Raw genomic sequence first — 22,601 nt, 5'->3', positions numbered from 1 at the left:
ATATCTGAGGTAGTCAATGGCGCACCTCGACTCAAGCAAACGACGTCCCCTGTACGCGGCATTGGGCTTGAGCCCGAGCGGCTGCTGGCGGCCGTCGAGGCTGCGGTGGCGTACTACCTTGCTCAGCTCGAGTACGCCGACGGCCCTCGCGCCTATCTCGCCGAACGTGGTGTTGCTGTGCTCGTGGAACGGGAGTGGCCGTGGCGGGTTGGGTATGCCCATTTGGATGGCGCCCGCTGACGCGCCACCTACGCGCGGCCGGCTTCACGACGGAGGAGTTGGTAGGCGCAGGCTTGTCGACCCGCACCCGGAGGGAGCCGGTCCGACTCGTCGATGTGTTCCGAGACCGGTTACGGTGCGGCTGCCGGGGGTCCCGGTACCCCGGTCGACGATTCGCTCCGGCCTCCGATGTCGCCGTCCGGACCGCTCTTCAAGGAAGTGCGGCCTTTTGTCGTGCGTGAGGCGTGCCCAGTCCGCCCTTCGCGCGCGATGATGAACTGCTGCATCCCTCCCCTCGCAGGAGCCGTCGCATGGCCAAGACACTGAGTTACGCCGACGCCGCTTTGCTGCTAGGCGGGCTGGACAACCCCGTGGTCACCGCCTTGGACCGTGTGACTGGAGGGCTGATGCTGGCCGCGGTGCCGGCCTTTCCGGCGGTACTCGGATGGTTCGACGCAAAAGTTGAGTTCGCCCGGCTCGGGCAAGACCTGGTGCGAGGGCTTGTCGAGCGGCGTAGTGGTCTGTCGCGGTACGGCCGGACCCAGCGAATCGAGGCTGCCCACTCGGTGCTGGTGGTGACCGCGTACTTCGAAGCGCTGGCAGCATCGGACCTGCCGTTCCGCTTCACCGACCTCGACCTCTCCCGCGCCGAGCAGGAGTCCCTAGCGTCCGCTGCGGCAATCGAGGCCACTGGCAGCGTCGCCACGTCGGGCCTGGCCTCTCCGGTGCCGCTACCGCGGCCGTATGAACCCGAGGAGCAGTTCCAAGAGCGTCTGTTGCTCTATTTCAGCGAGCTCTCGGCAGGGATGATGGCGTTCATCAGGGGCCTGCACATCGCGGACGTGCTGAGCGAAAGCTCGGAACGGCGAGCCGCTGCCGTGCTGCACAGCCTGCCGAAGCTGGCCGTCGAGCGTTACGCCGAGCTGATCCGCCGGCTCGCGGTCGACTTTCCCGAGGTGGCACTGTGGTCGGCTAGCCGGGATCACGCCGCCACGCGGGCGGAGGTACGGGATCTCGGTCCCGCGTTGTCCATACTGCACCGACTGCTCAGCGACATCTCCACCGGCCGGGTTCCCGACGAGCGCCGCACGAGCCTGGCCAACGCTTATGGGGCGACCCTGGATCGGCCGATTGTGGAGTCCACCGATACTCCGCGGGGACTACAAATCCCAACGTTGGCGCAGGCGTACGTCGAGCCCATGTTCCGGACTGCGAGGGTAGACGCGGATGTCCGGGCGAGCGAGGAGCAGTGGTGGATTCAGCAGCCGCTTCGGGAGGACCTAGAGGAGTTCGTCACGGGCCATCTGACCTCGTCAGAGGCGACGGTTGCGCCGCTGCTCGTTCTCGGCCAACCCGGATCCGGAAAGTCCGTGCTAACCAAGGTGCTAGCCGCAAGGCTGCCATCGGCCGACTTCTTGCCGATCCGCGTGGTACTGCGCGAAGTTCCCGCGGACGCGGTGCTACAGGATCAAATTGAACACGCGATCAAGGCGGTCACCGGTGAGCGACTTGAGTGGCCGGCACTAGTCCGGTCGGCACCAGACGCACTGCCGGTGGTATTGCTGGACGGGTTCGACGAACTGCTCCAGGCAACCGGGGTCAGTCAAACCGACTACCTGGTGAACATCGCCCGATTCCAGCGCCGCGAGGCCGACCAGGGCAGGCCTGTGGCAGTTGTGGTGACCAGCCGTACCAGCGTCGCGGATCGAGCGCGACCGCCGGAAGACACAGTCGCGCTGCGGCTGGAACCGTTCGACGAGGAACGTGTCGGGGCATGGCTAACTACCTGGAACTCCACCAACAGGGAACATCTAATCGCTCGCGGCCTCGAACCGCTGTCAGCATCGACGGTCCTGCGACACCCGGACTTGGCCGGCCAACCGTTGCTGCTGCTGATGCTGGCGCTGTACGACGCGGACGGCAATGGTCTGCAGCGGCTCGCTGGGGACCTAGGCCGCGGAGAGCTGTACGAGCGGCTGCTGCGCAACTTCGCGGCGCGAGAGGTGACTAAGCACCGCCCTTCGCTAGGCGAACGAGACCTAGATCGGGCCATAGATGAGGAGCTGCACAGGCTAGCGGTGGTGGGCCTGGCTATGTTCAACCGAGGCAGCCAATGGATCATCGAAACGGAGCTAGAGACGGACTTGACAGCTCTTTTCGGCCCGACGCCTACGGCTGACCGTCGAGATCTGCGCGCGCCCCTCGGGGCGGCGGAGAACGCTCTCGGCCGGTTCTTCTTCATTCACCGCTCACAGGCCTCCCGAGACGGCGCCGAGCTGAGGACGTACGAGTTCCTTCACGCGACGTTCGGCGAGTTCCTGGTCGCCTGGCTGGTCTGGCTGGCACTGCACGAGGTCGCTGCTCGGCACGCAGCAACGGCGTTCGCGCATAGCTCTAGCCAGGCCGACGACGACAGGCTGCACGCTCTGCTCTCATTCACCCCACTTTCCAGCCGCGCACCCATCCTCAGCTTCCTCACCGAGCGAGCTGACGCGATGTCGGCCGCCGACAGGAGCGGACTGACCGATCTGGTGATCCAGCTGTTCCGGGCAGCCCACGACCCACGGCCGGCTCGCACCCACGCCGACTACCAACCCCGCCGCCTAGCCCTGACCACCCGGCACGCGGCCTACAGCGCCAACCTCGTGCTACTGGCCGTCTGCCTGGCCAGAAATCTGACCGCGGGAGAACTATTCGGCCTGACCACGGACCGAGTGGCCCCTTGGCACCGTGAAGTGCTGCTCTGGCGCTCACAGCTCAGCAGCGAGGACTGGTCCGGGATTGGGCAAGTACTCACTCTGCGCCGGATCTGGGACGGCGCCCTGCGTGACATACAGCTTGAACTGGCCGCCGACGAGGTTAAACCGCCACCAGTCGACCCGGCGTGGACGTATGAATTGCCCAACCCGGGTGATCGCATTGATGTGTACGGACAGCACCGCGCGGCGGTGCTGTCCCGTAAGGGCTACCTACAGTGCGGGAATCTGGACGACGTTGCGCTGCATACAATGGCGCCGTTGCTCGACTACCTTGGCGCCACGGTTAACACGTTCGTCGGGTTCGGCAACGACGACTACGGCTCCGCCGCGCACGCGCTGCTGCAGGCCTGGCTGCTGCCGCTTCGCGAGGCGACCAACGACGAACGGCAGCGGAGCTACCTGCGATGCGCCCGACTAGCGGTAAGCCGGGCACTGAATGAGGACGAGCGGCATCTCTACGCCCGCCTTTTGGTCGATCGCCTCGCCACGGATCCCGACGTATCTGCCGCTCTAGTCGCGGAGGTGCTTCAGCTGTTCATGGCTTCTCGCGCCCTAACCAACAGCGAGGAAGGGAAAGCAACGGTCGCGCGCTGCGGCCTGGCGTTCCTCAATGTGCCCCAGTCCGCGCAGACGCCAGATGAGAAGCGAGTCGCCGAGACTCTCATCTCCGTCCTCTCGTGGCCATCAGAGCAGGACCCTCGGCCGGTGGCCCAGGCATGGGTTCGGCTAGCAGAACTCGGCTACTTCGCTGACGATCACCATGTCGACGGCTGGCCCGGGTGGCCCGACCTGACCGAGCGCCTGTTCGCAGCCAACCAGCGCAACCGCAGGCGCGAGCGAGGTGGGAGGCGGTAGGAGTGGCGCGAACTTCGTCTTGCCATTCTCGGCCCCCGCGTCTCGCGCGTGAACACATTGGATCGACGGACGGATGGACGCCAGTATCCGACCTGCCGCAGATGGGGGACGGCGACTCGGGGCCACCTGCCACCGGCGACGCAGGAGAATGTGACGGTGCGCCATGAGCATCACATCTTCCACAACCCGCCGTCGTCGACACCGGCCGCGGTACACGCTGCGCTCGACCGGGGCGATCTGCCTGCCGCGCTGGATGCCATGGTCGGCACCGCGCTGTACGGCGACGGAGACTGGAGCTGCACCTTCGGCTACTTAAGCACGAGGATCACCAAGTAAGCGCACTCGCCGCAACGTGCCTGGGGCATCTCGCGAGGGTCTACGGTCAGCTGGACGAACGCCGAGTAGTCGCCGCCCTGCGCCGAGCTCGGACGCTGCCATACACCAGCGGCACCGCCGAAAACGCGCTGGAGGACATCCAAATCTTCCTCCACCCGCGGCGCGCACGTTGGCGCGGACGGCTGTGGACCGCGATCCGCCCATGGACGTGGATCTGACTCGAACGCAGCAGTGCCACAGTGTGCGCGCGAGGGGCGCACAACGGCCCACGGCGGACCACGTACGGCGGTCAGCTCTGCTGGTAGTTCACCGCGGCGAACCCGCACGGCTGGTGCAGGTGCAGGTAGTAGGCGCCCTCGCCGTAGTCGTCCAGATCCGCGCCACCGATCAAACCCACATAGTCCAGTGGTTGGCCGCAGCCTGGGCAGTCGGCGTGCTCGGCGTCCTGGATCCATTCGGGCCGGCCGCCCAGCGTCGACCCGCCCCGGTTCCAGGCACTGGCCTGATAGGGACTCGGCCGTGCCGGGCCCAGGACCGGCGCCAGCGCCGGCGGGTCCTTGGGTTCGGATGAACCGAGGTAGCTCGGGCGGGTGTTACCGGCCCACCAGGTGGTGGCGCCGGCCGACGTGACCTGGCTGTACAAAGTCGTATAGCAGGCGCAGAAATGACAGGTCTCGATCACCAGTCGGCCGGACCAGCCCGTATGTGCCAGCGCGGCGCCGACATCAGGGTCCGCGGTGTCCAGGTCCGCGGCAATCCACAGCGGCGACGCGCACCATGGACAGATGCGACCATCCGCGCGTCGCGGTATTTCGCGCATGACCCACCGGTACGCGATGCTGCCGCACAGGTCTCGGCGGCTGCCGTCCGGGTCGGCCGTCCAGCCGCCCTCCAGCGCATAGCTCAGCGCATTGACGTACAGCTCGTCCGCACCGGCCGGCGGTTGCGTCGACCAGCGACGCATGGCGCTCTCGGCGAGCGGGTGAGCAGTCTGCGCCAGGATGACGCGCAGCTGATTGAGGCAGTCCGGCGTCCGGCCGCCGTCGATCCGCTCGATGACCCGGCGGACCACATCGGCGTCCGCCGCCCGATACAACTTCGCTGGCCACAGCACGTCGACATCGAGCAGGGAGCCTAGGTACGGAGTCAGCCTCCCCGGATCGGCATCCGCGATCACGCACAGCCTTTCGATCGCGTCGTCGTCCTCGGCGGCCGCGCTCTTGATCAACTCTTCGATCATGAGGGGATGCTAGTCATATCGATCAACCGGCCACGCAACAGACCGCTGCCCACGACGCCGCAGCACGTCGGTGCCGGTGCCCTCCATCTCCGCCGTGATTCGGACGCGTAGCCTGACCTGGGGGAAACGGCGAAGAAGCATCACATGTGCGTGATCATGCACGCCGCCGGCGCCGGCCTGGTGTTAGTCCCACCAGCTCCACCAGTCCTCTGGAGCGGGCTCGGCTGGCATCTCTGCCGACGAGTGGTGTCGCGACTCTCCGAGATCACCGGTCGCAGCGCAATTGCGGAACGGGCCGTCGTCGCCGTACAAAATGGGCAGTTGATGGTCGAGTTCCCGCAGCCAGGGCAGCATGCCGGTCATCTGTAGGCGGGCCTGTTCCCAGCCGTACCACAGGGCCGTCAGCCGAGTTACCGCTTCGTCGTGGCGCCACCATTGGTCGCACCAGTGCCAGCGGGTCATGCCAACCTCGCTGACTGGGCGCGGGAAGGTTGGCAGCAGGTAGGTGGTCACCCACTCCTCGACCGTCGAATACAGCGGCCGCTGGTCCCCGGCGTGCGGGCGCTCAGCTTGGGCTTGTTGCAGCTCAAAAACCCGCGCCGCCAGTCTCGCCACCTCAGCGGCGAGCTCGTCGACTTGGGTAACCGCTCCAGGTTGGGCCTGTTGCGACCTGGTGGCCGTCATCGTGTCCGGCCCTGCATCGGCACCGCGGTGACCGCTATCGCCGATTGCTTGCCAGCGACTGCGGGATTGATCCGAGCAACGCGAAGCTTTGGGAAGGCCTGCGTCCAGGCAGGCACCGCGAGCGTGTCAGCGTGGTGGACGGCAGCGGCGGTGGCGGCCGTGTGATCAGCATTGTCATCGTGGCACGTGCCTGCCGTCTGCCCGGCTGCGTGCTCGTCGGCGGGGGTGCGGGGATTGCCGAACCTCCCGCCGTCGCGGACTCCCACACCGCGCTCGGCAGCCGCTCGGCTCTGCAGGTCGCGGGCCAGTGCCTCCTCCACGTGGCCCTGCGCCAAACGGATGCCCTCGACCGAGCGACCGTCAGCTTCGTCCGCTCTGATGGCCTCGTGCATCCCGGCGGCGAGGTCGCGTAGTAGCTGCACCGCATCGCCGGCGGGCAGCCGTCCGGTGGCTCGCCACTGGCGCTGCAACTCGTCGAGTGCCTCCGGGCGGACGTACTCGGCCAGCTTCATCGCCTCTTGCCGAACCGCGGCGTCGAGTTGATCGACCAACGCAACGCCACTCGATGGCAGCGCAGCCGGGCCGCCGTCGGGTGTGATCCCCTGCCGGTCGGGTGTGCCACCGTGTGCGCGAGTTGCGTGCTGGCGGTGACCTGATCGGGCGTCGCGCTCCCACACCTCCCGGGCGGCGGTACGCATGGCCTCAGGAACGGGTGCTCCTGCGTGCCGGTGGCGCTCGTAGGCGGCCATCAGGTCCGGCCGAAACTGCCGCAGCCGCTGTTCGGCAAACTCGACCGCCCGCTTTGCCACCGGGTCGCTGCTGGCGTGGATCGTCGCGGTACGCCAGATGGCGGCGGCTTCGGCGAAGGTGGCCTTTTTGACCAGCCAATCGCCGTCCAGCGACGCCGCCATCCGTTCGCGATCCGCGCGTACTCTCGCTGCCAGCCGGTCGGCTTCGCGGCGGGTCGTCGCGGCGGCCTGATTGCGGCGGACCTCGCGTTCCCGTTCAGCGGCCTTGTTCTGGATACCGACGGCGGCCCATCGGGCGCCGGCCTCGCCGACGGTCGCCATCGTCGCTAGCCCTTGCAGGAACTGTTGGTGGGTCTCGGCCATCGGGTCTTCGTGTTGCTGCGGCTGCGGCACGCGCACCTCCCTTGCCTGCTCAGCGACCGCGCGCGGTGCGCCGGCCGCCTCCCACTGTCGGTGCGGGTGTTGACGTCGCAGTTAGCGGTGGCGTTACCGCCGGTTGCCGGCCACCCGCTACCAGCCGCAGCACGTCGCCAGCCGCCCGGGCCGCTTCCGCCTGGTGCAGTCGCTGCTGGGCGCTCCTCAATTGCTCGAGCGTGTCAGCGAACCGGGCCAGGTCCATCACGAGCGCAAGGACTACGAGGGCATCGTCGTCACCTGAGATTCGGCCCATGAGCGCCACCAGGCGCGACATAGCGCGCATCTGCTGGGATCGGCCGGTAGGTTTCTGGACCCGGCCGTACAAATCCCGGGCTGCTCGGTCGAAGGCCTCGGCGGCCCGGTGCAGTGGCCCGCGCCGGTCACCCTCCACAGCGGCTGCCAGGCTGGTAACCAGATCCGCTGCGGCGACCGCGGTGGCCTGCGCCCGACCTGGTGCGGCACAGGCGTCGCGGCGAATGTCCTCAGCGGCCGTAGCGGCAACCTTCGCGGCCTGGCGCATCGCGGCAGTCCGCTCGACCCGGCCAACCACTGGCGCTGCCGGCAGGGGCGTGGGAGTGCCCCACCGCAGCAGCAGCTTCGGCAGGGTCATGTCGGGCGCCAACCTGCCTCCGCTGAAGTAGACCGGTTTCCCGTCCGCGGTGCGGGCTTCGGGGAGGGCCACCGCGTACCCAGTGATCTGCCGGGGATCGGTGCTGCTGTGTCGAAGCCGGACCAAGACTCCGGCAGCGCGTAGCCGGCCGAAGAACTCCTCCTGCGACCCGGCGGCGGCCACGGCAGTCCGTACCCGACGACGCAGTTCATCGCGGGGCGTCTGCGCGCGGCCCGTGCGACGGGCCTTGGTGACCTCGGCCGGGTGGGGGCGTCGGTGAGCGGTACGGTCGGCAGGCGGGACACGTCGGTGCAGGTTGTAGCGGCGGGCGACGTCGTAGGTGGCCTTCACGCAGCGCGGGTAGTCGTTGCGCAGCCAGTTGGTACGGCCGTCCTCACGCACCAGCGTCGCGACAATGTGTACGTGGTCGTCGGCGTGCCGCATCGCGATCCACCGCAAACCCGGATCGGTCGCGACGGTCGCGACGCCTACCTCGGTGAGCATCTCGACCGCCATGCTCGCCCACGTGGTGTCGCTGACGCTGCGGTGCCGGTCCTCGGGCGCGAGCCGCATGCTGGCATGCCAGACGAACTTGGTCGGCGGCCGATAGCCGGCGCGAACCGGCTGCTCCAGCAAGGCCGTCAGCGCGCGAAGGCTCCGCCTACCGCTGGCGGTGACCTTGGGCTCCAGGTCGCTCAGAGAGCCTGCCCCGTCCCAAGCGGCCACCAGGTGCGGGTTGACGTGTTCTTCCGCCTTACCTGGACCCCACAGGTAGCGCAGCAGACCGCCGACCCGCGAGCCCCGCCGGTGTACGCGCGTGATCACCGCAGCTTCCTGTCGATACGGGAAATCACCTCATCGAGCCGGGCCACCGCCTCCTCGCACAGCCGGACGGCATCTGCGGCCCACTCGGGCAGTTGGCCGGTGGTGTTGAACGCCGCGGCTGCCTGATTGACGTTGTTGCCGAACATCACCACGGCCCGGCGGGCGGCAAACAACTCGTGCTGCAGATCGCGTAGGTCGCCTGCCGTACCACCGGGTGCCTGAGCGGCGGACGCAGCGGCGACAGCTGCCTTCGCCGCGTACCCGGTCGCGGTCAGCTGCGCGGCCACCGCCGCAGCGTCAATCGCAGCCTTCTCCTCGTCGGACAGCCTAAGCAACACAGCATGCGGACGGCCCGGCCGGTTGTGGGCACGATGACGGGCCTTACAGGGCGGGGCAGGCTGCTCACTGTCCATTGCCGCCACTGTGCGCCGCAGGCGTTGCCGTCCATGTCAGCGGCGGCTACCAGGGCTGGCCACGCCGACGCGGCGGGCACAGCCCGCCCCCATTGCCGATCTGCGACCGCGCCCGGTCGCAAATTGATAAGCAATGGCCATATCTTGCTTCATCCGCCGCCTGTTCGATCAGATGCGAATAGGCGACTGTTGGCGCGCGCTTCAAGCGGGGGCCCTACTGAGCGGACAACGTTTACGCTGATCGGTTGGTTGCGCAAGTTCGGCATCGAAGGGCATGGGTCCTCGCCTAGCGAGTCAGGCCGATGACCTGGAGGTTTCCGAGGCGACCGCATCTGGTGCGGGAAAGTCGCATCCACTGCGACCCCCGTCCGTTACACCGAGCGTGACGATCAAGGGCGCGGCCGGCATCCACGTGGTCTCCGGGGTGGCGCTGCTACGGCCGGAAGAGCAGGTGTTCGAGGCGATGCTCGACGGCTGGCAGGCCCAGCAGACGGCGCGGAACCTGTCGTTGGCCACGATCGCGGCGCGGCTGCGGGTGATCCGGGCGTTCGCCGAGCACGTCAACAGCTACCCGTGGCAGTGGCTGCCGCAAATGATCGACGAGTGGAGCACCGACCTGCGGGCGGTGCGCGGGCTGGCCCGCTCAACGCTGCGCGGCTACCAGGAGGCCGTGCGGCTGTTCTGCGAGTACCTCACCGACCCGGCCTATGGCTGGGCGGGCGAGTGCCAGCGACGGTTCGGCTCACACCCGGTGCAGGTCTGCCACGAGTGGAACACCGCGGTGCACGTGCAGAGCAACGAGTCCGATCCCCGCAAACGCGCGTTCACCGTCGACGAACTCCAGGCGCTGTTCGACCATGCCGACGAGCAGGTCATGCGGATCCGCGGCGCCGGCCGCAAGGGTTGGCTACCGGCGTTCCGGGACGCGACGCTGCTGAAGACCGCATACGCCTACGGGCTACGCCGCAACGAGGCCCGGATGCTCGACGTCGTCGACTTCAGCACCAACCCGCACGCCCCCGAGTTCGGTGATCTCGGCGTCTGCCACGTGCGGCACGGCAAGGCCATGGCCGGCTCCGCGCCGAAACGGCGCAGCGTCCTGACCATCTGGCCGTGGGGCGAGGACATCCTGCGGCAGTGGATCACCGAGGTGCGCCCGCTGCTGGCCCACGATGGCAACCCGGCCTTGTGGCCGTCCGAGCGCCGCGACCGCATCGGCCTGCAACGGATCAACAGCCAACTCACCACCTACCGCAACGCGCTCGGCCTCGGTCCAGGTCTGGACTTCCACTCGCTGCGCCGCTCCTACGTCACACATCTGATCGAGGCCGGCTGGGATCCGCTGTTCGTGCAGCAACAGGCCGGCCACGAACACGCCTCCACCACCTCGATCTACACCTGCGTCTCCTCCGACTTCCGCACCCGCACGCTGCGAGCCGCGTTGGACCAGACCATGGGCCAAGCCCTCCCTGGAGCGACCGGATGAAACGCCAAGTCACCTACCAGTGGCGACTGCGACAGGTCATGGCCGAGCACCACATGTTCGCCACCACCGAACTGGTGCCGCTGCTCTCCGAGCGCGGGATCACCCTGTCCGCGTCCCAGGTGCACCGCTTGGTATCCGGCACACCCGAGCGGCTGTCGCTGGCGGTTCTCGCCGCGCTGTGCGACATCTTCGACACCACCCCTGCGTGCCTGATCACCACCAGCGCCGAGAACCTCGCACCCCGGCGCATCGCCGCGGTTGGCGAGCCCGCCACCGGGAACCCGCAGGCGATCCGCCCCAAGCGGGCGACACTGCGCTCCAGACCATGACCGGCACGGAGATCGTGTGCGGTGACTGCGGTACCGTGCCGCCGGGCCGCCCCGGCCGGCGACCGCTCTGTCCGGCCTGCAAGCTCAACCGGCGCATCACCCTGCTACTCGACGACGGCACCGGCCACATCCGTCCCGCACTGCGACCGCTGGCGACCGCGCTACGCAACGCCCCGAACCTGTCCACGTCAAGGCTGTGGCTCTACAAACCCCAGGCCGCCGAACTGCTGACCGCACTCGCAACGGGCCGCGTCCCGCTCAGCCACGACGGGCTCTCCACCTGGCCACGCCCGGGCGCCGCCCGCCACCTGCGCCACCGGCTGATCGCCTACGGCATCCTGCCCCCGGTCGACCCGAGCCTGGCCGACATCGAGTCCTGGCTGCGCCACCGTCTTGCCCAACTCAGCGAGCACCTCACGAGCAGGTACTTCGCCAATACGCGCTCTGGCATCAACTCCCCCGGCTGCGGGCCACGGCAGCCAGCCGGCCGCTGCGCTCTACCGCGAAGCCCTACGCCACCCAGCAGTTCACCCAGGCCCAACTCTTCCTGACCTGGCTACACGACAACGGCATCGAACGGGCCGCGCTCACCCAGTCCCAACTCGACACCTGGTACGCCGCCCACCGCGTCCACCAGCGCTACCGGGTACGCGGCTTCCTCACCTGGGCCACCTCGCATGGGCACCTCCCCTGCGGCTTGGTCGTCCACCAGGTCACGTTCAAACCCGGCACCACGATCACCCAGCAGCGCCGGCTCGAACTACTCCGCCACTACCTCACCGACGACGCCGTGGCGCTACCAGCGCGGGTCGCAGCCGTGCTGATACTGCTCTACGCCCAACCACTCAGCCGAATACACCGGCTCACCCGCGACGACCTGCTCACCATTGACGGCACCCCACACCTGCGCCTGGGCGACCCGCCGAGCCCTCTACCAAACCCGGCCGCGCACCTGCTTCACCGCCTGGTCGACGAAGGCGGCAGCGGGAGTCAGTGGCTGTTCCCCGGCCGCCTGCCCGGCCAACCCGTCGCCTACGCCACCCTGCACCGCCGACTGCGCGGGTCGGGATTCCCGCTCGGTGAGGCCCGAATCTCAGCGCTCCGCCAACTCGTGCTGCAGGCGCCCGCACCGGTCATCGCCGACGCGCTCGGGTTCCACCAGACCACCACGACCCGCCAACACGCCAACGCCGGCGCGACCTGGAGCCGCTACCCCGCCAACCGCAACACTCAGTGACGGGGAAGATCAGCCGCCTGCCCGTCACTACGCACGCGAGCGGCGAGTCGGACGATTCGTTGCGGCCAGCTCAAATATGACCCAAGTCACAAAATCGCCGCCCGTGGGGCTTACTGAGTTCCTAGCGTTCCTCGTCTGGGTTGCGTCCTTGACCGGGCTGACATCGCCCAGTAGGCCGGCACGGCGCCTCCTGGTAGCTGTCGAAGCACGTGGACTTTATGGAGCTGACTCGCCTCCTGGGGATGATCAATGCTGGTAAGACGCGGCTCGTTCAGCGGTCCGGCTTTGAATACCGTGACCGCATGCCCGAGTTGATTCTGCCGACTATCCGCCTGCACGCCGCGTTCTTGGATTGCCGCGACGACTGGGGCCCTGGCCTCCACGAGGACGGCTTCGGCCTGGGGGCCGACGACGATGTGGACTCGCCCGCAGGCTTCGCTGCTTGGGTGCGCGAGCGGGTCCGAATGGCCCATCCGGCCGGCGATCCGTGCCCGGACGAACAGCACGGCTCACCCCGGTGGATCGTCGAGAACGGCCACGTCCTCGGGGGAATCGCCCTCCGGCACAAGTTCGACGACGAAATCGGCCAGATCGGCTACGGCGTGCGGCCGTCCGCGCGCCGCCGAGGATTGGCGAGTTGGGCACTCGGCGAGATGCTCGCGGAGGCTCGCGTCGTCCTGGGCCTAGATCGCGTCCTCATCCCTTGTCTGGCCGACAACATCGCGTCGGCCCGGACGATCGAACACAACGGCGGCGTCCTCGAGGGCATCCGCGACACCGAGCACGGTCCAGTGAGGCGCTACTGGATCGCCTTAGATCGGTGATAGGTCACGCGTACCCCACGGCAACCCGGCCGAAGCCGAATCTAGGAACTACTCGTCTTAGGCCAGGGCGGTCCGGGAGGTGCGGACCGTGTTGGATGTGAAGCCGTACCGGGACGCGCTCGCGCTGCCGGGGTTGCGGCCTCTGCTGCTGGTCGCGATCCTGGCCCGGGTGCCGGTGGCGGCCACCGCCGTGGTGATGACGCTGCACGTCCTCGATCTAGGCCGCGGCTTTTTCGCCGCCGGGCTGGTGGGGGCTGCGATGACGGTCGGTTCGGCGCTCGGCGCGCCACTGCTCGGCCGGCTGGTCGACCGGCGTGGCCTGCGGCCGATGCTGCTGCTGACCACAGCGGTCTCGGCGCTGTTCTGGGCGACGGCGCCGGTCCTGCCGTACCCGGTGCTGCTCAGCGCCGCGTTCGTCGGCGGGTTGCTCACCCTCCCGGTCTTCTCCGTGGTCCGGCAGTCGATCGCCGCGCTGGTCCCGCCGACTGAGCGCCGTCAGGCGTACGCGCTGGACTCGATGTCGGTCGAACTCAGCTTCATGATCGGGCCTGCGGGGGCGGTGGCCCTGGCCACCAGTGTCTCGCCCACCCTGACCATGTACGGCGTCGGCGGCGGCATCGTGCTGGCCGGACTCACCCTGCTGGTGCTCAACCCGCCGACCCGGGCCCGGGACGAGGAGACGACGCCGGCACGGGCACTGCCCCGCCGGCAGTGGCTGACCCCACGGCTGATCGGGCTGCTCGCCGGTGGCGCGGCCAGCACACTGGTGATCGCCGGCATCGATGTGTCAGTGGTTGCGATGCTGCGTGACGCTGGCCAGGTCGACTGGACCGGCGTGGTGCTAGCGCTCTGGGCCTCGTGCTCCTTGATCGGCGGCTTCACCTACGGCGCGCTGTCCCGCTCGCTGCCGTCGCTGATCCTCACCCTGATCCTCGGTCTGGTCACCATTCCGATCGGCCTGGGCAGCGGCCAGTGGTGGCTGCTGGCCCTGATGCTGCTGCCGTCCGGAGCCTTCACCGCGCCAACCGTGGCGGCCACCGCCGACGCGGTGAGTCGGCTGGTGCCAGCGAGCGTGCGGGGTGAGGCGATGGGCCTGCACGGCTCGGCGATGGTGGTGGGAGTGGCGCTCGGCGCCCCGCTGGCCGGGGCAGTGATCGATGCCACCGCGCCAGCCTGGGGCTTCACCGCGACGGGCCTACTCGGCGCACTGATCGCGCTGGCGGTACTGCCGACCCAGTCGAGTCACCGACACTCCGAAGCCACGGCCGAACCCACCACAAACTCAACCGTCGCTCCCCGCTCGATTCCGCCCCCGCTCGATCATCGATCTAGGCGAGCCGAAGAACCGCCACCCGCAAACACACCTAAGCGAGCACCAGACCAGCCGTTCAATCACATGCTGTGACGGATCTTCCTTCGCAATCGGGCACTCGAACCAAACGAATACGCGATCTTGCCAGTTAGCCTCCAGTGCCGGTCTCACTCGTATTGGTGGTTCGCCCAGACGGGACCGACAGTCCAAGGCCGCCCCCGCCGTCGGTTGAGTGGCACCATGTCGCCGGGGTTAAGCCTGGCGGCCGGCGAGGGCGATGTTCTGAAGGGGGTTAATGCACGAGTAGGCGTCGGAAGCCTCATACGACCTATGGGGACTTGATCTTGTTCGGGGCTTGTTCAGCTCCAGCCCACACCGCGCGGTGCCACCTGTTTGCCAGTCGCCCCACTTGAACCCCATCAACTACCCTGCAGGGAGTTCGCTTGCCCTCTACTTACTCCCCAGGGCATCGCGCGGACGAGGATGAAGTGAGCCAGCCTTGCGAAACCTAGTGAATGAAATCTGCGAAGTCGATCTTTGACGCCGCAGGTCAAGAAGTCTGCTCCCCGCGCACGCGGGGGTGATCCCAGGACCTGCAGCACCTGCGTCCCGGCGGCGGCCCTGCTCCCCGCGCACGCGGGGGTGATCCCGGGACTCCGGTTGCGGAAGTATCTGACTACGTCTGCTCCCCGCGCACGCGGGGGTGATCCCCACACCCGGTCGCCGGCACGGAGTACAGCCGTCTGCTCCCCGCGCACGCGGGGGTGATCCGGCATGGCAGGAGTGGGCGAAGACCCACCCGGACTGCTCCCCGCGCACGCGGGGGTGATCCTTATTGCCTGCGGGAACGTCCATCAGTGTCGTCCTGCTCCCCGCGCACGCGGGGGTGATCTCCAGCGCGGCCACACCCTCGGGCACATCCCACGGCTGCTCCCCGCGCACGCGGGGGTGATCCGGTGGCCAGCAGCGCCGGCCCGATCGCCGACGCCTGCTCCCCGCGCACGCGGGGGTGATCCCGCGACGCCTGAGCTGCGCGCGACTGTCGCCTGCTGCTCCCCGCGCACGCGGGGATGATCCGGCGCAGCTGCGGCAGGTGTACGGCGAGGCCGCCTGCTCCCCGCGCACGCGGGGGTGATCCCACGCTCGACGCCACGGCGGAGCCGCGCGTGCTCTGCTCCCCGCGCACGCGGGGGTGATCCCCGGTACGCGGTCGCGACCCGGGACATCAGCTCCTGCTCCCCGCGCACGCGGGGGTGATCCCGCGCCGCCGGCGTAGCCGCGGGCAACCCCGAACTGCTCCCTGCGCACGCGGGGGTGATCCGTCGTCGCCGAGGCGGTTCTTCCGGGCGACCAGCTGCTCCCCGCGTACGCGGGGGTGATCCGCGCTCGACGTCGCGTCACGGCAGATCGACAAGCTGCTCCCCGCGCACGCGGGGGTGATCCCACCTCTCGGGCCGCTGGCCCATACGGCAGTTGCTGCTCCCCGCGCACGCGGGGGTGATCCGGCATGGCAGGAGTGGGCGAAGACCCACCCGGACTGCTCCCCGCGCACGCGGGGGTAATCCGGGGCCCGGAGGCCCGGGGCCGGAGCGGTCTTTCTGCTCCCCGCGCACGCGGGAGTGATCCCTTCGTCCGCGACCTCGGCGGCGGCGAATATCTCTGCTCCCCGCGCACGCGGGGGGTGATCCTGGTGATCCCGGAGGCGATGGCGAGCTGTGCCGCTGCTCCTCGCGCACGCGGGGGTGATCCTTGCTCGGGTCTCCGCCGTCGTACGATTCGTAGCTGCTCCCCACGCAAGCGGGGGTGATCCTGGGTTGCGGTAGGGGTGGCATCCTTTGGCTGGCTGCTCCTCGCGCATGCGGGGGTGATCCGGCGGTGACAGAGTGCAGCCCCGAGCAAGCTTCCTACTCCCCGCGCACGCGGGGGTGATCCGGGCAACCGGGTCGCGCAGAACCCGCCGGGTGTGTGCTCCCCGGGCACGCGGGGGTGATCCGGTACTGGGTATTGGCCCAGACCGGGCGCGGCGCTGCTCCCCGCGCACGCGGGGGTGATCCCTGCCCGGTGGAAACCTCGTTGAATCGGAGGGTCTGCTCCCCGCGCACGCGGGGTTGATCCGGCGAGCGGGCCGGCTGAGCGCCAGCCATCGTCCTGCTCCCCGCGCACGGGGGTGATCCGGGACTGCACGACCGGCGGGGTGCCTGGTACCGCTGCTCCGGCGCACGCAGGGGTGATCTCACGGAGTCGCCGTCGACCTCGGGTCAGCTCAGGTCGATCCCGCACCGCGGGGGTGCTCACTCCACGGTCAGCTCGCCGACGCCGCTGTTCTCTGGTCCCCACGCACGTGGGGATGATCCCTATCCCCAGCCGGTTACTGATCCGGTGATCGTCCGTGTCACTTCCGCCGTAAACGACTGTTGGCGCTCTGCCACAGCTCCACGTGCTGCCACCTGGAGAAGTTCTCCTCGCACAAGAAAGTGTCGGCGCGAGCTCAACAGCCGTAGGTATGCGCTCGCCCGGACTCTTTACCTGCGTAAGCCAGCAGCAAATTGACATCGCCTTCTTGCGAGCCGCGGATGGTCGATCGAGCGGCGGACAAGCGCGGAACAGCCCCGTCGTAAGAGCGATCGATCGACACTTGCTCAGCCGACTACTCAACGCCAAGCAGCTTGAGGATGGCATGGACAGGCACCAGGTATCGCCGGCCGACCCGCAGAAGGCGCACTGGAAAATCGTTGGTTTTGGCCAGGGCGTAGGCCTTGGTGCGTCCGATTCCCAAGATCGCTCCGGCGGTCTCGATATCGGTGGTGATGCCGAGATCACGTACCGCGTCGATCGTCCACACCTGGTCCTGCGCCCGACTCGGCTTCTGTCCGTCGCTTGTGGTGGTTACCATCGTCCGCACCCCCTGAGGTCGTGAGCACGCCGTATCGGCGTCAGTTCTCACGATGGGAGCAACCGGTTGTCCGGTGCGTTGCCAGCGGAGTACCCACAGCCTGCATCGGCATCAGCATCCACATAGGTTGCTGCCCTGCTGGCAGCCGGGACGCCGACGCGAAGCGGGGAGCGCAGCTAGAGGCAGGGAAGCCATGTGTGAGCGGGTGCTTCCGGCACGGCTACGCCTTGGGTGACCAGCTTGCGGCGTCTCCGAGCACCGCTTCCATCAGCTCCGCGGCCTTCCGTTCGCTCTCCGGCAACACGTGGGTGTAGACCTCCCGCGTCGTGCGACTGTCGGCGTGACCAAGCCGCCGCTGCATTACGTGCTCGGGAACACCAGCGTCAGCGCCGGTGGTAGCGGAGGTGTGCCGCGCATCGTGGAGAGAGATCACCGGGACACCGGCGTCGGCGCAAGCCTTCGCCCACTGGTCGGTGAAGTACTTCGGGTAGTACGGCTCCCCGTCCTCGCGGCAGAACAGGTAGCCGCCGTCGTGGTACAAAACTCCGGCATCGACCTTCTCCGCGTCCTGACGCGTCCGGTGAGCGTCCAGCTCCGCTACCAAGGCTGGCCCGAGCGCTACTGCCCGCTTGCTCTTGCCCTTGGGTGACTTCTCGACCACGCCGTTGCTGGTCGTGGTGCGCTGCCAATGCAGCAGCAGAACGCCGCGATCGAGATCCACGCGCGGCCACTTGAGACCGGCCAGCTCCCCTCGGCGGGTGCCGACGACGATCGCCAGCACCCAGGCGGCACGCAATCGGTGGTCGCCGTGGTACTTGAGGAACTTCGCCGACTGTGCGGGCGTCCAGACGCCCTTGCGCCCCATCGTCTCCCGCTCGACCTGCCGAGGCTGCCGCACACCGTCCACATTGACCCCGAGGTCGCTCAACGCCTTCATCATGACCCGGTGCACGATCCGGACGGTGGTCGACGACAGCGGACCGCCGCTTTTGCCACCGCTCTTCAGCAGCTTCTTGTACAGCTCGTGGATTACCCGCTTGTCGAGGGCGTAGAGCTGCCGCGTGCCGATGTGCGGCACCACGTAGCAGCGCATGATGTCCCGGTAGTTGCTGAGCGTCGTCTCCTGGACATCCAGTTCGCGCTCGTTGAGCCAGCTCTCCAGCTCTGCGGCGACGCTGCCGTCGGCGCCGAGGTCCGCTCCACCGTAGGCAGCGCGGGCGTCTTCCTCCGCCTTCAGGGCGGCGGCCTGGTTGGGGAACCCCTGCCGCTTGTGCTGGCGGCGCCGCCCGTTCGCGTCGGGCGGGAGGTCGATGATGAAGAACCAGCGGGTCTGGTCGTTGGCGAGGCGGTAGTTGTAGACAGCCATGAGGCTGCACCTCCGCAGTAACGGGATCGAGGGATGCAACCCACGTTAAGCGATCTCCGTTACCGCCAGCGTTACCGCAAGATCACAGATGATCTTCTATATCCGCTGGTGAATACCAGTCGGGACGGCCGGATTCGAACCGACGACCCCTTGACCCCCAGTCAAGTGCGCTACCAAGCTGCGCCACGTCCCGCCCCCGCGTGGTTTCCCCCGCGGCAGCCGGTACAGCTTAGCGCAGCAGCTCCGACTCGTCCGCACAGGCCCCACCGACGTAGCGAGGCAGCAGAACTACCGCACATCCCCTAGAGCGTCCTAGGAGGGTGGGGTTGGATAGGGAAATGCCGGATGGGCAGGGGCGCCCATCCGGCATTTGGCAGAACTGGACCGCGTCAGCCGTGCGCCTTGCCTCGGCCGCCGGGGCCGAGCTTCTTGCGCGGGCGGACCGAGATCTCGATCGGGCTGCCCTCGTACCCGAATTCCTCGCGGAGCTTGCGCTCGACGAAGCGCTGGTAGCCGGCGTCGAGCGGGCCGGTGGTGAAGAGCACGAACCGTGGCGGTGCCACACCGGCCTGCGTCGCGAACAGGATCCGCGGCGCGCGCCCACCACGTACCGGGTGGGGGGTGGCCTGCACCAGCGCGGTGAGCCACTGGTTGAGGTGCGCGGTCGGCACGCGGGTTTCCCAGCTGGCCAGCGCCTTGTTCAGGGCCGGGGCCAGCTTGTCCACGGCACGGCCGGTCATCGCCGACAGGTTCAGCCGGATCGCCCAGGGGATGCGGCGCAGCTCCCGGTCGATCTCCTTGTCCAGGTAGTACCGACGGTCGGCGTCGACCAGGTCCCACTTGTTGAACGCGATGACCAGCGCCCGGCCCGACTCGGTCACCATCGACAGGATCCGCTGGTCCTGCTCGCTGATCGGTTCGCTGGAGTCCAGCAGCACCACGGCCACCTCGGCGGCCTCGATCGCGCCGGCGGTACGCAGGCTGGCGTAGTACTCGGTGCCGCTGGCCTTGCCGACCCGCTTGCGCAGTCCGGCCGTGTCGACCAGTTGCCAGGTCTGACCGCCGATCTCGACCAGGCTGTCCACCGGGTCCACAGTGGTGCCCGCCACCGAGTCGACGACCGCCCGCTCCTCGCCGGAGAACCGGTTGAGCAGGCTGGACTTGCCGACGTTCGGCCGCCCGACCAGCGCCACCCGGCGCGGCCCGCGCGGACGGTTCTCCACGATCGCCGGTGCCTCCGGCAGCGCGGCGAGGATGGCGTCCAGCAGGTCGCCGGAGCCACGTCCGTGCAGCGCGGACACCGGGAACGGCTCACCGAGGCCGAGTGACCACAGCGAGGTGGCCTCCATCTCGATGGAGTTGTTGTCGGCCTTGTTGGCCACCAGGATCACCGGCTTGGCGCTGCGCCGCAGCATCTTCACCGCGGCCTCGTCCACGTCGGTGGAGCCCACCATCGCGTCGACCACGAAGAGCACCACGTCGGCGGTGACGACCGCCGTCTCGGCCTGCGCCGCGATGGCCGCGGCCCGGTCCTTCGCGTCCGGTTCCCAGCCGCCGGTGTCCACCACGGTGAACGCCCGGCCGTTCCACTGCGCGTCGTACGGGACCCGGTCGCGGGTCACGCCAGGGACGTCCTCGACGACCGCCTGCCGGCGGCCGATGATCCGGTTGACCAGAGTCGACTTGCCCACGTTGGGGCGGCCGACCACGGCCACCACCGGCTGCGGGCCGGTCGGTTCCTCGACGGCGACGTCGGGCTCCCGCAGCTCGACCCAGCCACCACCATCGCTACTCATGCCACGCCCCGCTCGGTGAGGAGCTCGCGCAGCCGCGCCACGACCTCGTCGATGCCCAGCTCGGTGGTGTCCAGCACCACCGCGTCGGGCGCCTGCGCCAGCGGGTTGACCTTGCGGGTCGAGTCGAGACGGTCCCGCCGGGCCAGATCGGCGGCCGTGGCCGCCACGTCGGTGGCGTCCTCGGCGCTGCGCCGGGCGGCACGGGCCGCCTCGGAAGCGGTCAGGAAGACCTTCAGGTCGGCGTCCGGTGCCACGACCGAGCCGATGTCGCGACCCTCGACCACCATCCGACCAGCGTCGGCGATCATCTCGCGCTGCCGGGTGACGAGCAGCTCACGGACGGCCGGCACGGCGGCGACGGCGGAAACCGCGCCGGTCACCTCGGCGCCACGGATGTCGGCGTCCACGCCCACCCCGTCGATCGTCACGGCATACCCCTGCGGGTGGGTGCCGATACGCAGGTTGACCTCGCCGGCGACCTTCGCCACCGACGCGGCGTCGGCGAGATCCACGCCGGAGCGCAGCACGGCCCACGTGATCGCCCGGTACATCGCCCCGGTGTCCAGGTAGCGCGCACCGATGCTCACGGCGAGCCGCCGCGACACGGTGGACTTACCCGAACCGGACGGCCCGTCCACAGCGACCACACATCGCCCGGTCCGTACGTTTTCCTCCACCGTGTCCTCCTCAGCCCGTACCTCACGGATCGCCCGGTGATCTGGCGCCGCAAGCGGTTGTCAATCGTCATCAATCATGCCCGGGTCCATTGGCGGACCCGCGCGCGACGCCGCCGGAGGCGACCCACGCCACCCGGGCGGCCGCGTCCCGGCCATCGGTGGAGCCTACCGGCTGCCGTACCCCGAACTCGGGGGTCAGTCACCCACCGCGTTGAACAGGGCGGCGACCTCGGCGTTGGTCAACCGCCGGATCCGTCCGGTCCGCAGTTCACCCAGCCGGATAGGGCCGATCGAGGTACGCACCAGCCGGGTGACCGGGTGTCCGACCTCCTCCATCAGCCGTCGGACGATGTGCTTGCGGCCCTCGTGCAGGCTCAGCTCCACCTGGGCGGATTTACCCAGAGTGTCCACCACCTTGAACGAGTCGACCTTGACCGGCCCGTCCTCCAGCTCGACGCCGGCCAACAGCCGCTTGCTCAGGTTGCGCGGGATCGGCCCGACCACCTCGGCGAGATAGGTCTTCAGTACCTCGTACGAGGGATGCATGAGCTTGTGCGCCAGGGTGCCGTCGTTGGTGAGCAGCAGCAGGCCCTCACTGTCCGCGTCGAGCCTCCCCACGTGGTAGACCCGCTGCTCCACCCGGTTGCCGATGAACTCGGCCAGCTCGTTGCGCCCCTTGTCGTCCGCCATGGAGGTAACCACCCCGCGCGGCTTGTTCATCGCCACGTAGACCAGGCGAATGTCGACCTGGAGGCGCTCCCCGTCCACGTGGATCACGGAGGTGGCCGGGTCGACCTTGTCGCCGAGCTTGGCGACCCGGCCGTCCACGGTGACCCGGCGGCGGAAGATCAGGTCCTCACAGGCGCGCCGGGAACCCACGCCGGCGGCGGCGAGCACCTTCTGCAGGCGCTCAGCCCCCTCGTAGACGGGCGCGTCGGCTTTGGGGGAACGGTTATCGGGTCGCATCAGCAAGCTCTTCTACGTCGTCGGGCAGGAAGGGTGCGAGGGGCGGCAGCTCGTCGACGGTGTTCAGCCCGAGCTTCTCCAGGAACAACGTGGTGGTCCGGTAGAGGAACGCCCCACTGTCCGTTTCGGTGCCGCACTCCTCGATGAGGCCACGGGTGACCAGCGTACGGATGACCCCGTCGCAGTTCACACCCCGGATGGCTGAGATTCGCGAACGGGTCACCGGCTGCTTGTACGCAACCACGGCGAGCGTCTCCAGCGCCGCCTGGGTCAGCCGCACGGACTGCCCGTCCAACACGAACCGCTCAACGTACGTAGCGTATTCCGGCCGGGTGTACAGCCGCCACCCGCCGGCCGCCCGCCGCAGCTCGAACCCGTGCCCGGCCGCCGTGTACCCGGCGGCGATCTCGTCGAGCATCGGCCCGACCCGCTCGGCGGGCTGCTCCAGCACCTGGGCCAGCACCAGCTCGCTGACCGGCTCGTCGACGACCAGCAGGATCGCCTCCAACGCGCCGCGCAGCTCGGCGTCGGACAGCTCGGGTGCGGGCTCCGGCGCGACCGTCGCGCGCCGCCGCCCCGCCAGCTGCCGCCGGGGTACGTCCCCAGCC

Annotated in this window: 20 protein-coding genes and 1 tRNA gene; 8 read left to right on the top strand and 13 right to left on the bottom strand. The window is 68.7% G+C overall.

Going from position 1 to position 22,601, the window contains the following annotated elements:
- Nucleotides 1–530: 530 nt before the first annotated feature.
- Nucleotides 531–3,833 carry an NACHT domain-containing protein gene (locus DLJ58_RS30680; protein WP_124861751.1) on the top strand — a complete coding sequence of 1,101 codons (3,303 nt, stop codon included), beginning with the start codon at nucleotides 531–533 and terminating at the stop codon, nucleotides 3,831–3,833.
- A gap of 156 nt (nucleotides 3,834–3,989) precedes the next feature.
- The gene (locus DLJ58_RS34770; protein WP_244219200.1) at nucleotides 3,990–4,169 is read left to right on the top strand and encodes a hypothetical protein; all 180 of its coding nucleotides are present in this window, start codon (nucleotides 3,990–3,992) and stop codon (nucleotides 4,167–4,169) included.
- A gap of 289 nt (nucleotides 4,170–4,458) precedes the next feature.
- On the opposite strand, the gene DLJ58_RS30670 is transcribed toward DLJ58_RS34770, so the two are convergent.
- From DLJ58_RS30670 to DLJ58_RS30650, 5 genes are all read right to left on the bottom strand, one after another.
- Nucleotides 4,459–5,409, bottom strand: coding sequence for a hypothetical protein (locus DLJ58_RS30670; RefSeq protein ID WP_124861748.1), 951 nt, complete (start codon nucleotides 5,407–5,409; stop codon nucleotides 4,459–4,461).
- Between the two features lie 183 nt (nucleotides 5,410–5,592).
- Complete coding sequence (locus tag DLJ58_RS30665) at nucleotides 5,593–6,093, bottom strand: DUF4913 domain-containing protein (protein WP_124861745.1); 501 nt, start codon at nucleotides 6,091–6,093, stop codon at nucleotides 5,593–5,595.
- Complete coding sequence (locus DLJ58_RS30660; protein WP_124861742.1) at nucleotides 6,090–7,235, bottom strand: hypothetical protein; 1,146 nt, start codon at nucleotides 7,233–7,235, stop codon at nucleotides 6,090–6,092. The genes DLJ58_RS30665 and DLJ58_RS30660 overlap by 4 nt, the downstream gene beginning before the upstream one ends.
- 19 nt (nucleotides 7,236–7,254) lie before the next feature.
- Nucleotides 7,255–8,694 carry a relaxase family protein gene (locus DLJ58_RS30655; protein ID WP_124861739.1) on the bottom strand — a complete coding sequence of 480 codons (1,440 nt, stop codon included), beginning with the start codon at nucleotides 8,692–8,694 and terminating at the stop codon, nucleotides 7,255–7,257.
- Nucleotides 8,691–9,107 (bottom strand): hypothetical protein, encoded by a 417-nt coding sequence (locus DLJ58_RS30650; protein WP_124861736.1) that lies wholly within the window; start codon nucleotides 9,105–9,107, stop codon nucleotides 8,691–8,693. The genes DLJ58_RS30655 and DLJ58_RS30650 overlap by 4 nt, the downstream gene beginning before the upstream one ends.
- Nucleotides 9,108–9,558: 451 nt before the next feature.
- Here DLJ58_RS30650 and DLJ58_RS30645 point away from each other — a divergent pair, with 451 nt between their 5' ends.
- Genes DLJ58_RS30645 through DLJ58_RS30635 form a run of 3 tightly spaced genes read left to right on the top strand, consistent with a single transcriptional unit; the run spans nucleotide 9,559 to nucleotide 11,473 of the window.
- Nucleotides 9,559–10,593, top strand: coding sequence for a tyrosine-type recombinase/integrase (locus DLJ58_RS30645; protein WP_406085352.1), 1,035 nt, complete (start codon nucleotides 9,559–9,561; stop codon nucleotides 10,591–10,593).
- Nucleotides 10,590–10,922, top strand: a complete 333-nt coding sequence (locus DLJ58_RS30640) for a helix-turn-helix domain-containing protein (RefSeq protein ID WP_088947546.1) — start codon at nucleotides 10,590–10,592, stop codon at nucleotides 10,920–10,922. Before DLJ58_RS30645 ends, DLJ58_RS30640 begins: the two co-directional genes overlap by 4 nt.
- Nucleotides 10,919–11,473 carry a hypothetical protein gene (locus tag DLJ58_RS30635; RefSeq protein WP_124861729.1) on the top strand — a complete coding sequence of 185 codons (555 nt, stop codon included), beginning with the start codon at nucleotides 10,919–10,921 and terminating at the stop codon, nucleotides 11,471–11,473. Before DLJ58_RS30640 ends, DLJ58_RS30635 begins: the two co-directional genes overlap by 4 nt.
- Nucleotides 11,474–11,478: 5 nt before the next feature.
- On the opposite strand, the gene DLJ58_RS34990 is transcribed toward DLJ58_RS30635, so the two are convergent.
- Entirely contained in the window at nucleotides 11,479–11,601 is a 123-nt protein-coding gene (locus tag DLJ58_RS34990; RefSeq protein ID WP_279635924.1) for a hypothetical protein, read from the bottom strand.
- 18 nt (nucleotides 11,602–11,619) lie between these two features.
- Between DLJ58_RS34990 and DLJ58_RS30630 the strand changes: the two genes are divergently transcribed.
- The 3 genes from DLJ58_RS30630 to DLJ58_RS30620 all read left to right on the top strand — a co-directional run bounded on the left by DLJ58_RS30630 (nucleotide 11,620) and on the right by DLJ58_RS30620 (nucleotide 14,388).
- A complete protein-coding gene (locus DLJ58_RS30630; RefSeq protein WP_124861726.1) occupies nucleotides 11,620–12,159 on the top strand; it encodes a hypothetical protein in 540 nt (179 codons plus the stop codon).
- A 302-nt stretch (nucleotides 12,160–12,461) separates the two neighbouring features.
- Nucleotides 12,462–12,983 (top strand): GNAT family N-acetyltransferase, encoded by a 522-nt coding sequence (locus DLJ58_RS30625; RefSeq protein WP_088951644.1) that lies wholly within the window; start codon nucleotides 12,462–12,464, stop codon nucleotides 12,981–12,983.
- Nucleotides 12,984–13,080: 97 nt separating this feature from the next.
- Nucleotides 13,081–14,388, top strand: coding sequence for an MFS transporter (locus DLJ58_RS30620; protein ID WP_167493757.1), 1,308 nt, complete (start codon nucleotides 13,081–13,083; stop codon nucleotides 14,386–14,388).
- A gap of 2,554 nt (nucleotides 14,389–16,942) precedes the next feature.
- Here the strand turns inward: DLJ58_RS30620 and DLJ58_RS30615 are convergent.
- The 7 genes from DLJ58_RS30615 to scpB form a co-directional block, all read right to left on the bottom strand.
- Nucleotides 16,943–17,188: a helix-turn-helix domain-containing protein gene (locus DLJ58_RS30615; protein WP_124861723.1), complete on the bottom strand. Its 246-nt coding sequence runs from the start codon at nucleotides 17,186–17,188 to the stop codon at nucleotides 16,943–16,945.
- A 220-nt stretch (nucleotides 17,189–17,408) separates the two neighbouring features.
- Nucleotides 17,409–18,554, bottom strand: a complete 1,146-nt coding sequence (locus DLJ58_RS30610; protein ID WP_124861720.1) for a tyrosine-type recombinase/integrase — start codon at nucleotides 18,552–18,554, stop codon at nucleotides 17,409–17,411.
- Nucleotides 18,555–18,673: 119 nt separating this feature from the next.
- Nucleotides 18,674–18,747 (bottom strand) — tRNA-Pro (locus DLJ58_RS30605).
- 196 nt (nucleotides 18,748–18,943) lie between these two features.
- On the bottom strand, nucleotides 18,944–20,350 hold the full coding sequence (der, locus tag DLJ58_RS30600) for a ribosome biogenesis GTPase Der (RefSeq protein WP_091407237.1): 1,407 nt from the start codon (nucleotides 20,348–20,350) through the stop codon (nucleotides 18,944–18,946).
- Entirely contained in the window at nucleotides 20,347–21,027 is a 681-nt protein-coding gene (gene cmk, locus DLJ58_RS30595; RefSeq protein WP_124861717.1) for a (d)CMP kinase, read from the bottom strand. Before cmk ends, der begins: the two co-directional genes overlap by 4 nt.
- A gap of 195 nt (nucleotides 21,028–21,222) precedes the next feature.
- Nucleotides 21,223–21,993 (bottom strand): pseudouridine synthase, encoded by a 771-nt coding sequence (locus tag DLJ58_RS30590; protein WP_124861715.1) that lies wholly within the window; start codon nucleotides 21,991–21,993, stop codon nucleotides 21,223–21,225.
- On the bottom strand, nucleotides 21,980–22,601 hold a 622-nt coding region (gene scpB / locus DLJ58_RS30585), incomplete at its 5' end, for an SMC-Scp complex subunit ScpB (RefSeq protein WP_124861712.1). The genes DLJ58_RS30590 and scpB, both read right to left, overlap by 14 nt.

It is taken from the genome of Micromonospora arida (genome assembly GCF_003857035.1).
Lineage (GTDB): Bacteria > Actinomycetota > Actinomycetes > Mycobacteriales > Micromonosporaceae > Micromonospora > Micromonospora arida.
Note: the sequence above shows the minus strand (reverse complement) of the source record. Positions and strands in the feature narration are given on the sequence as shown.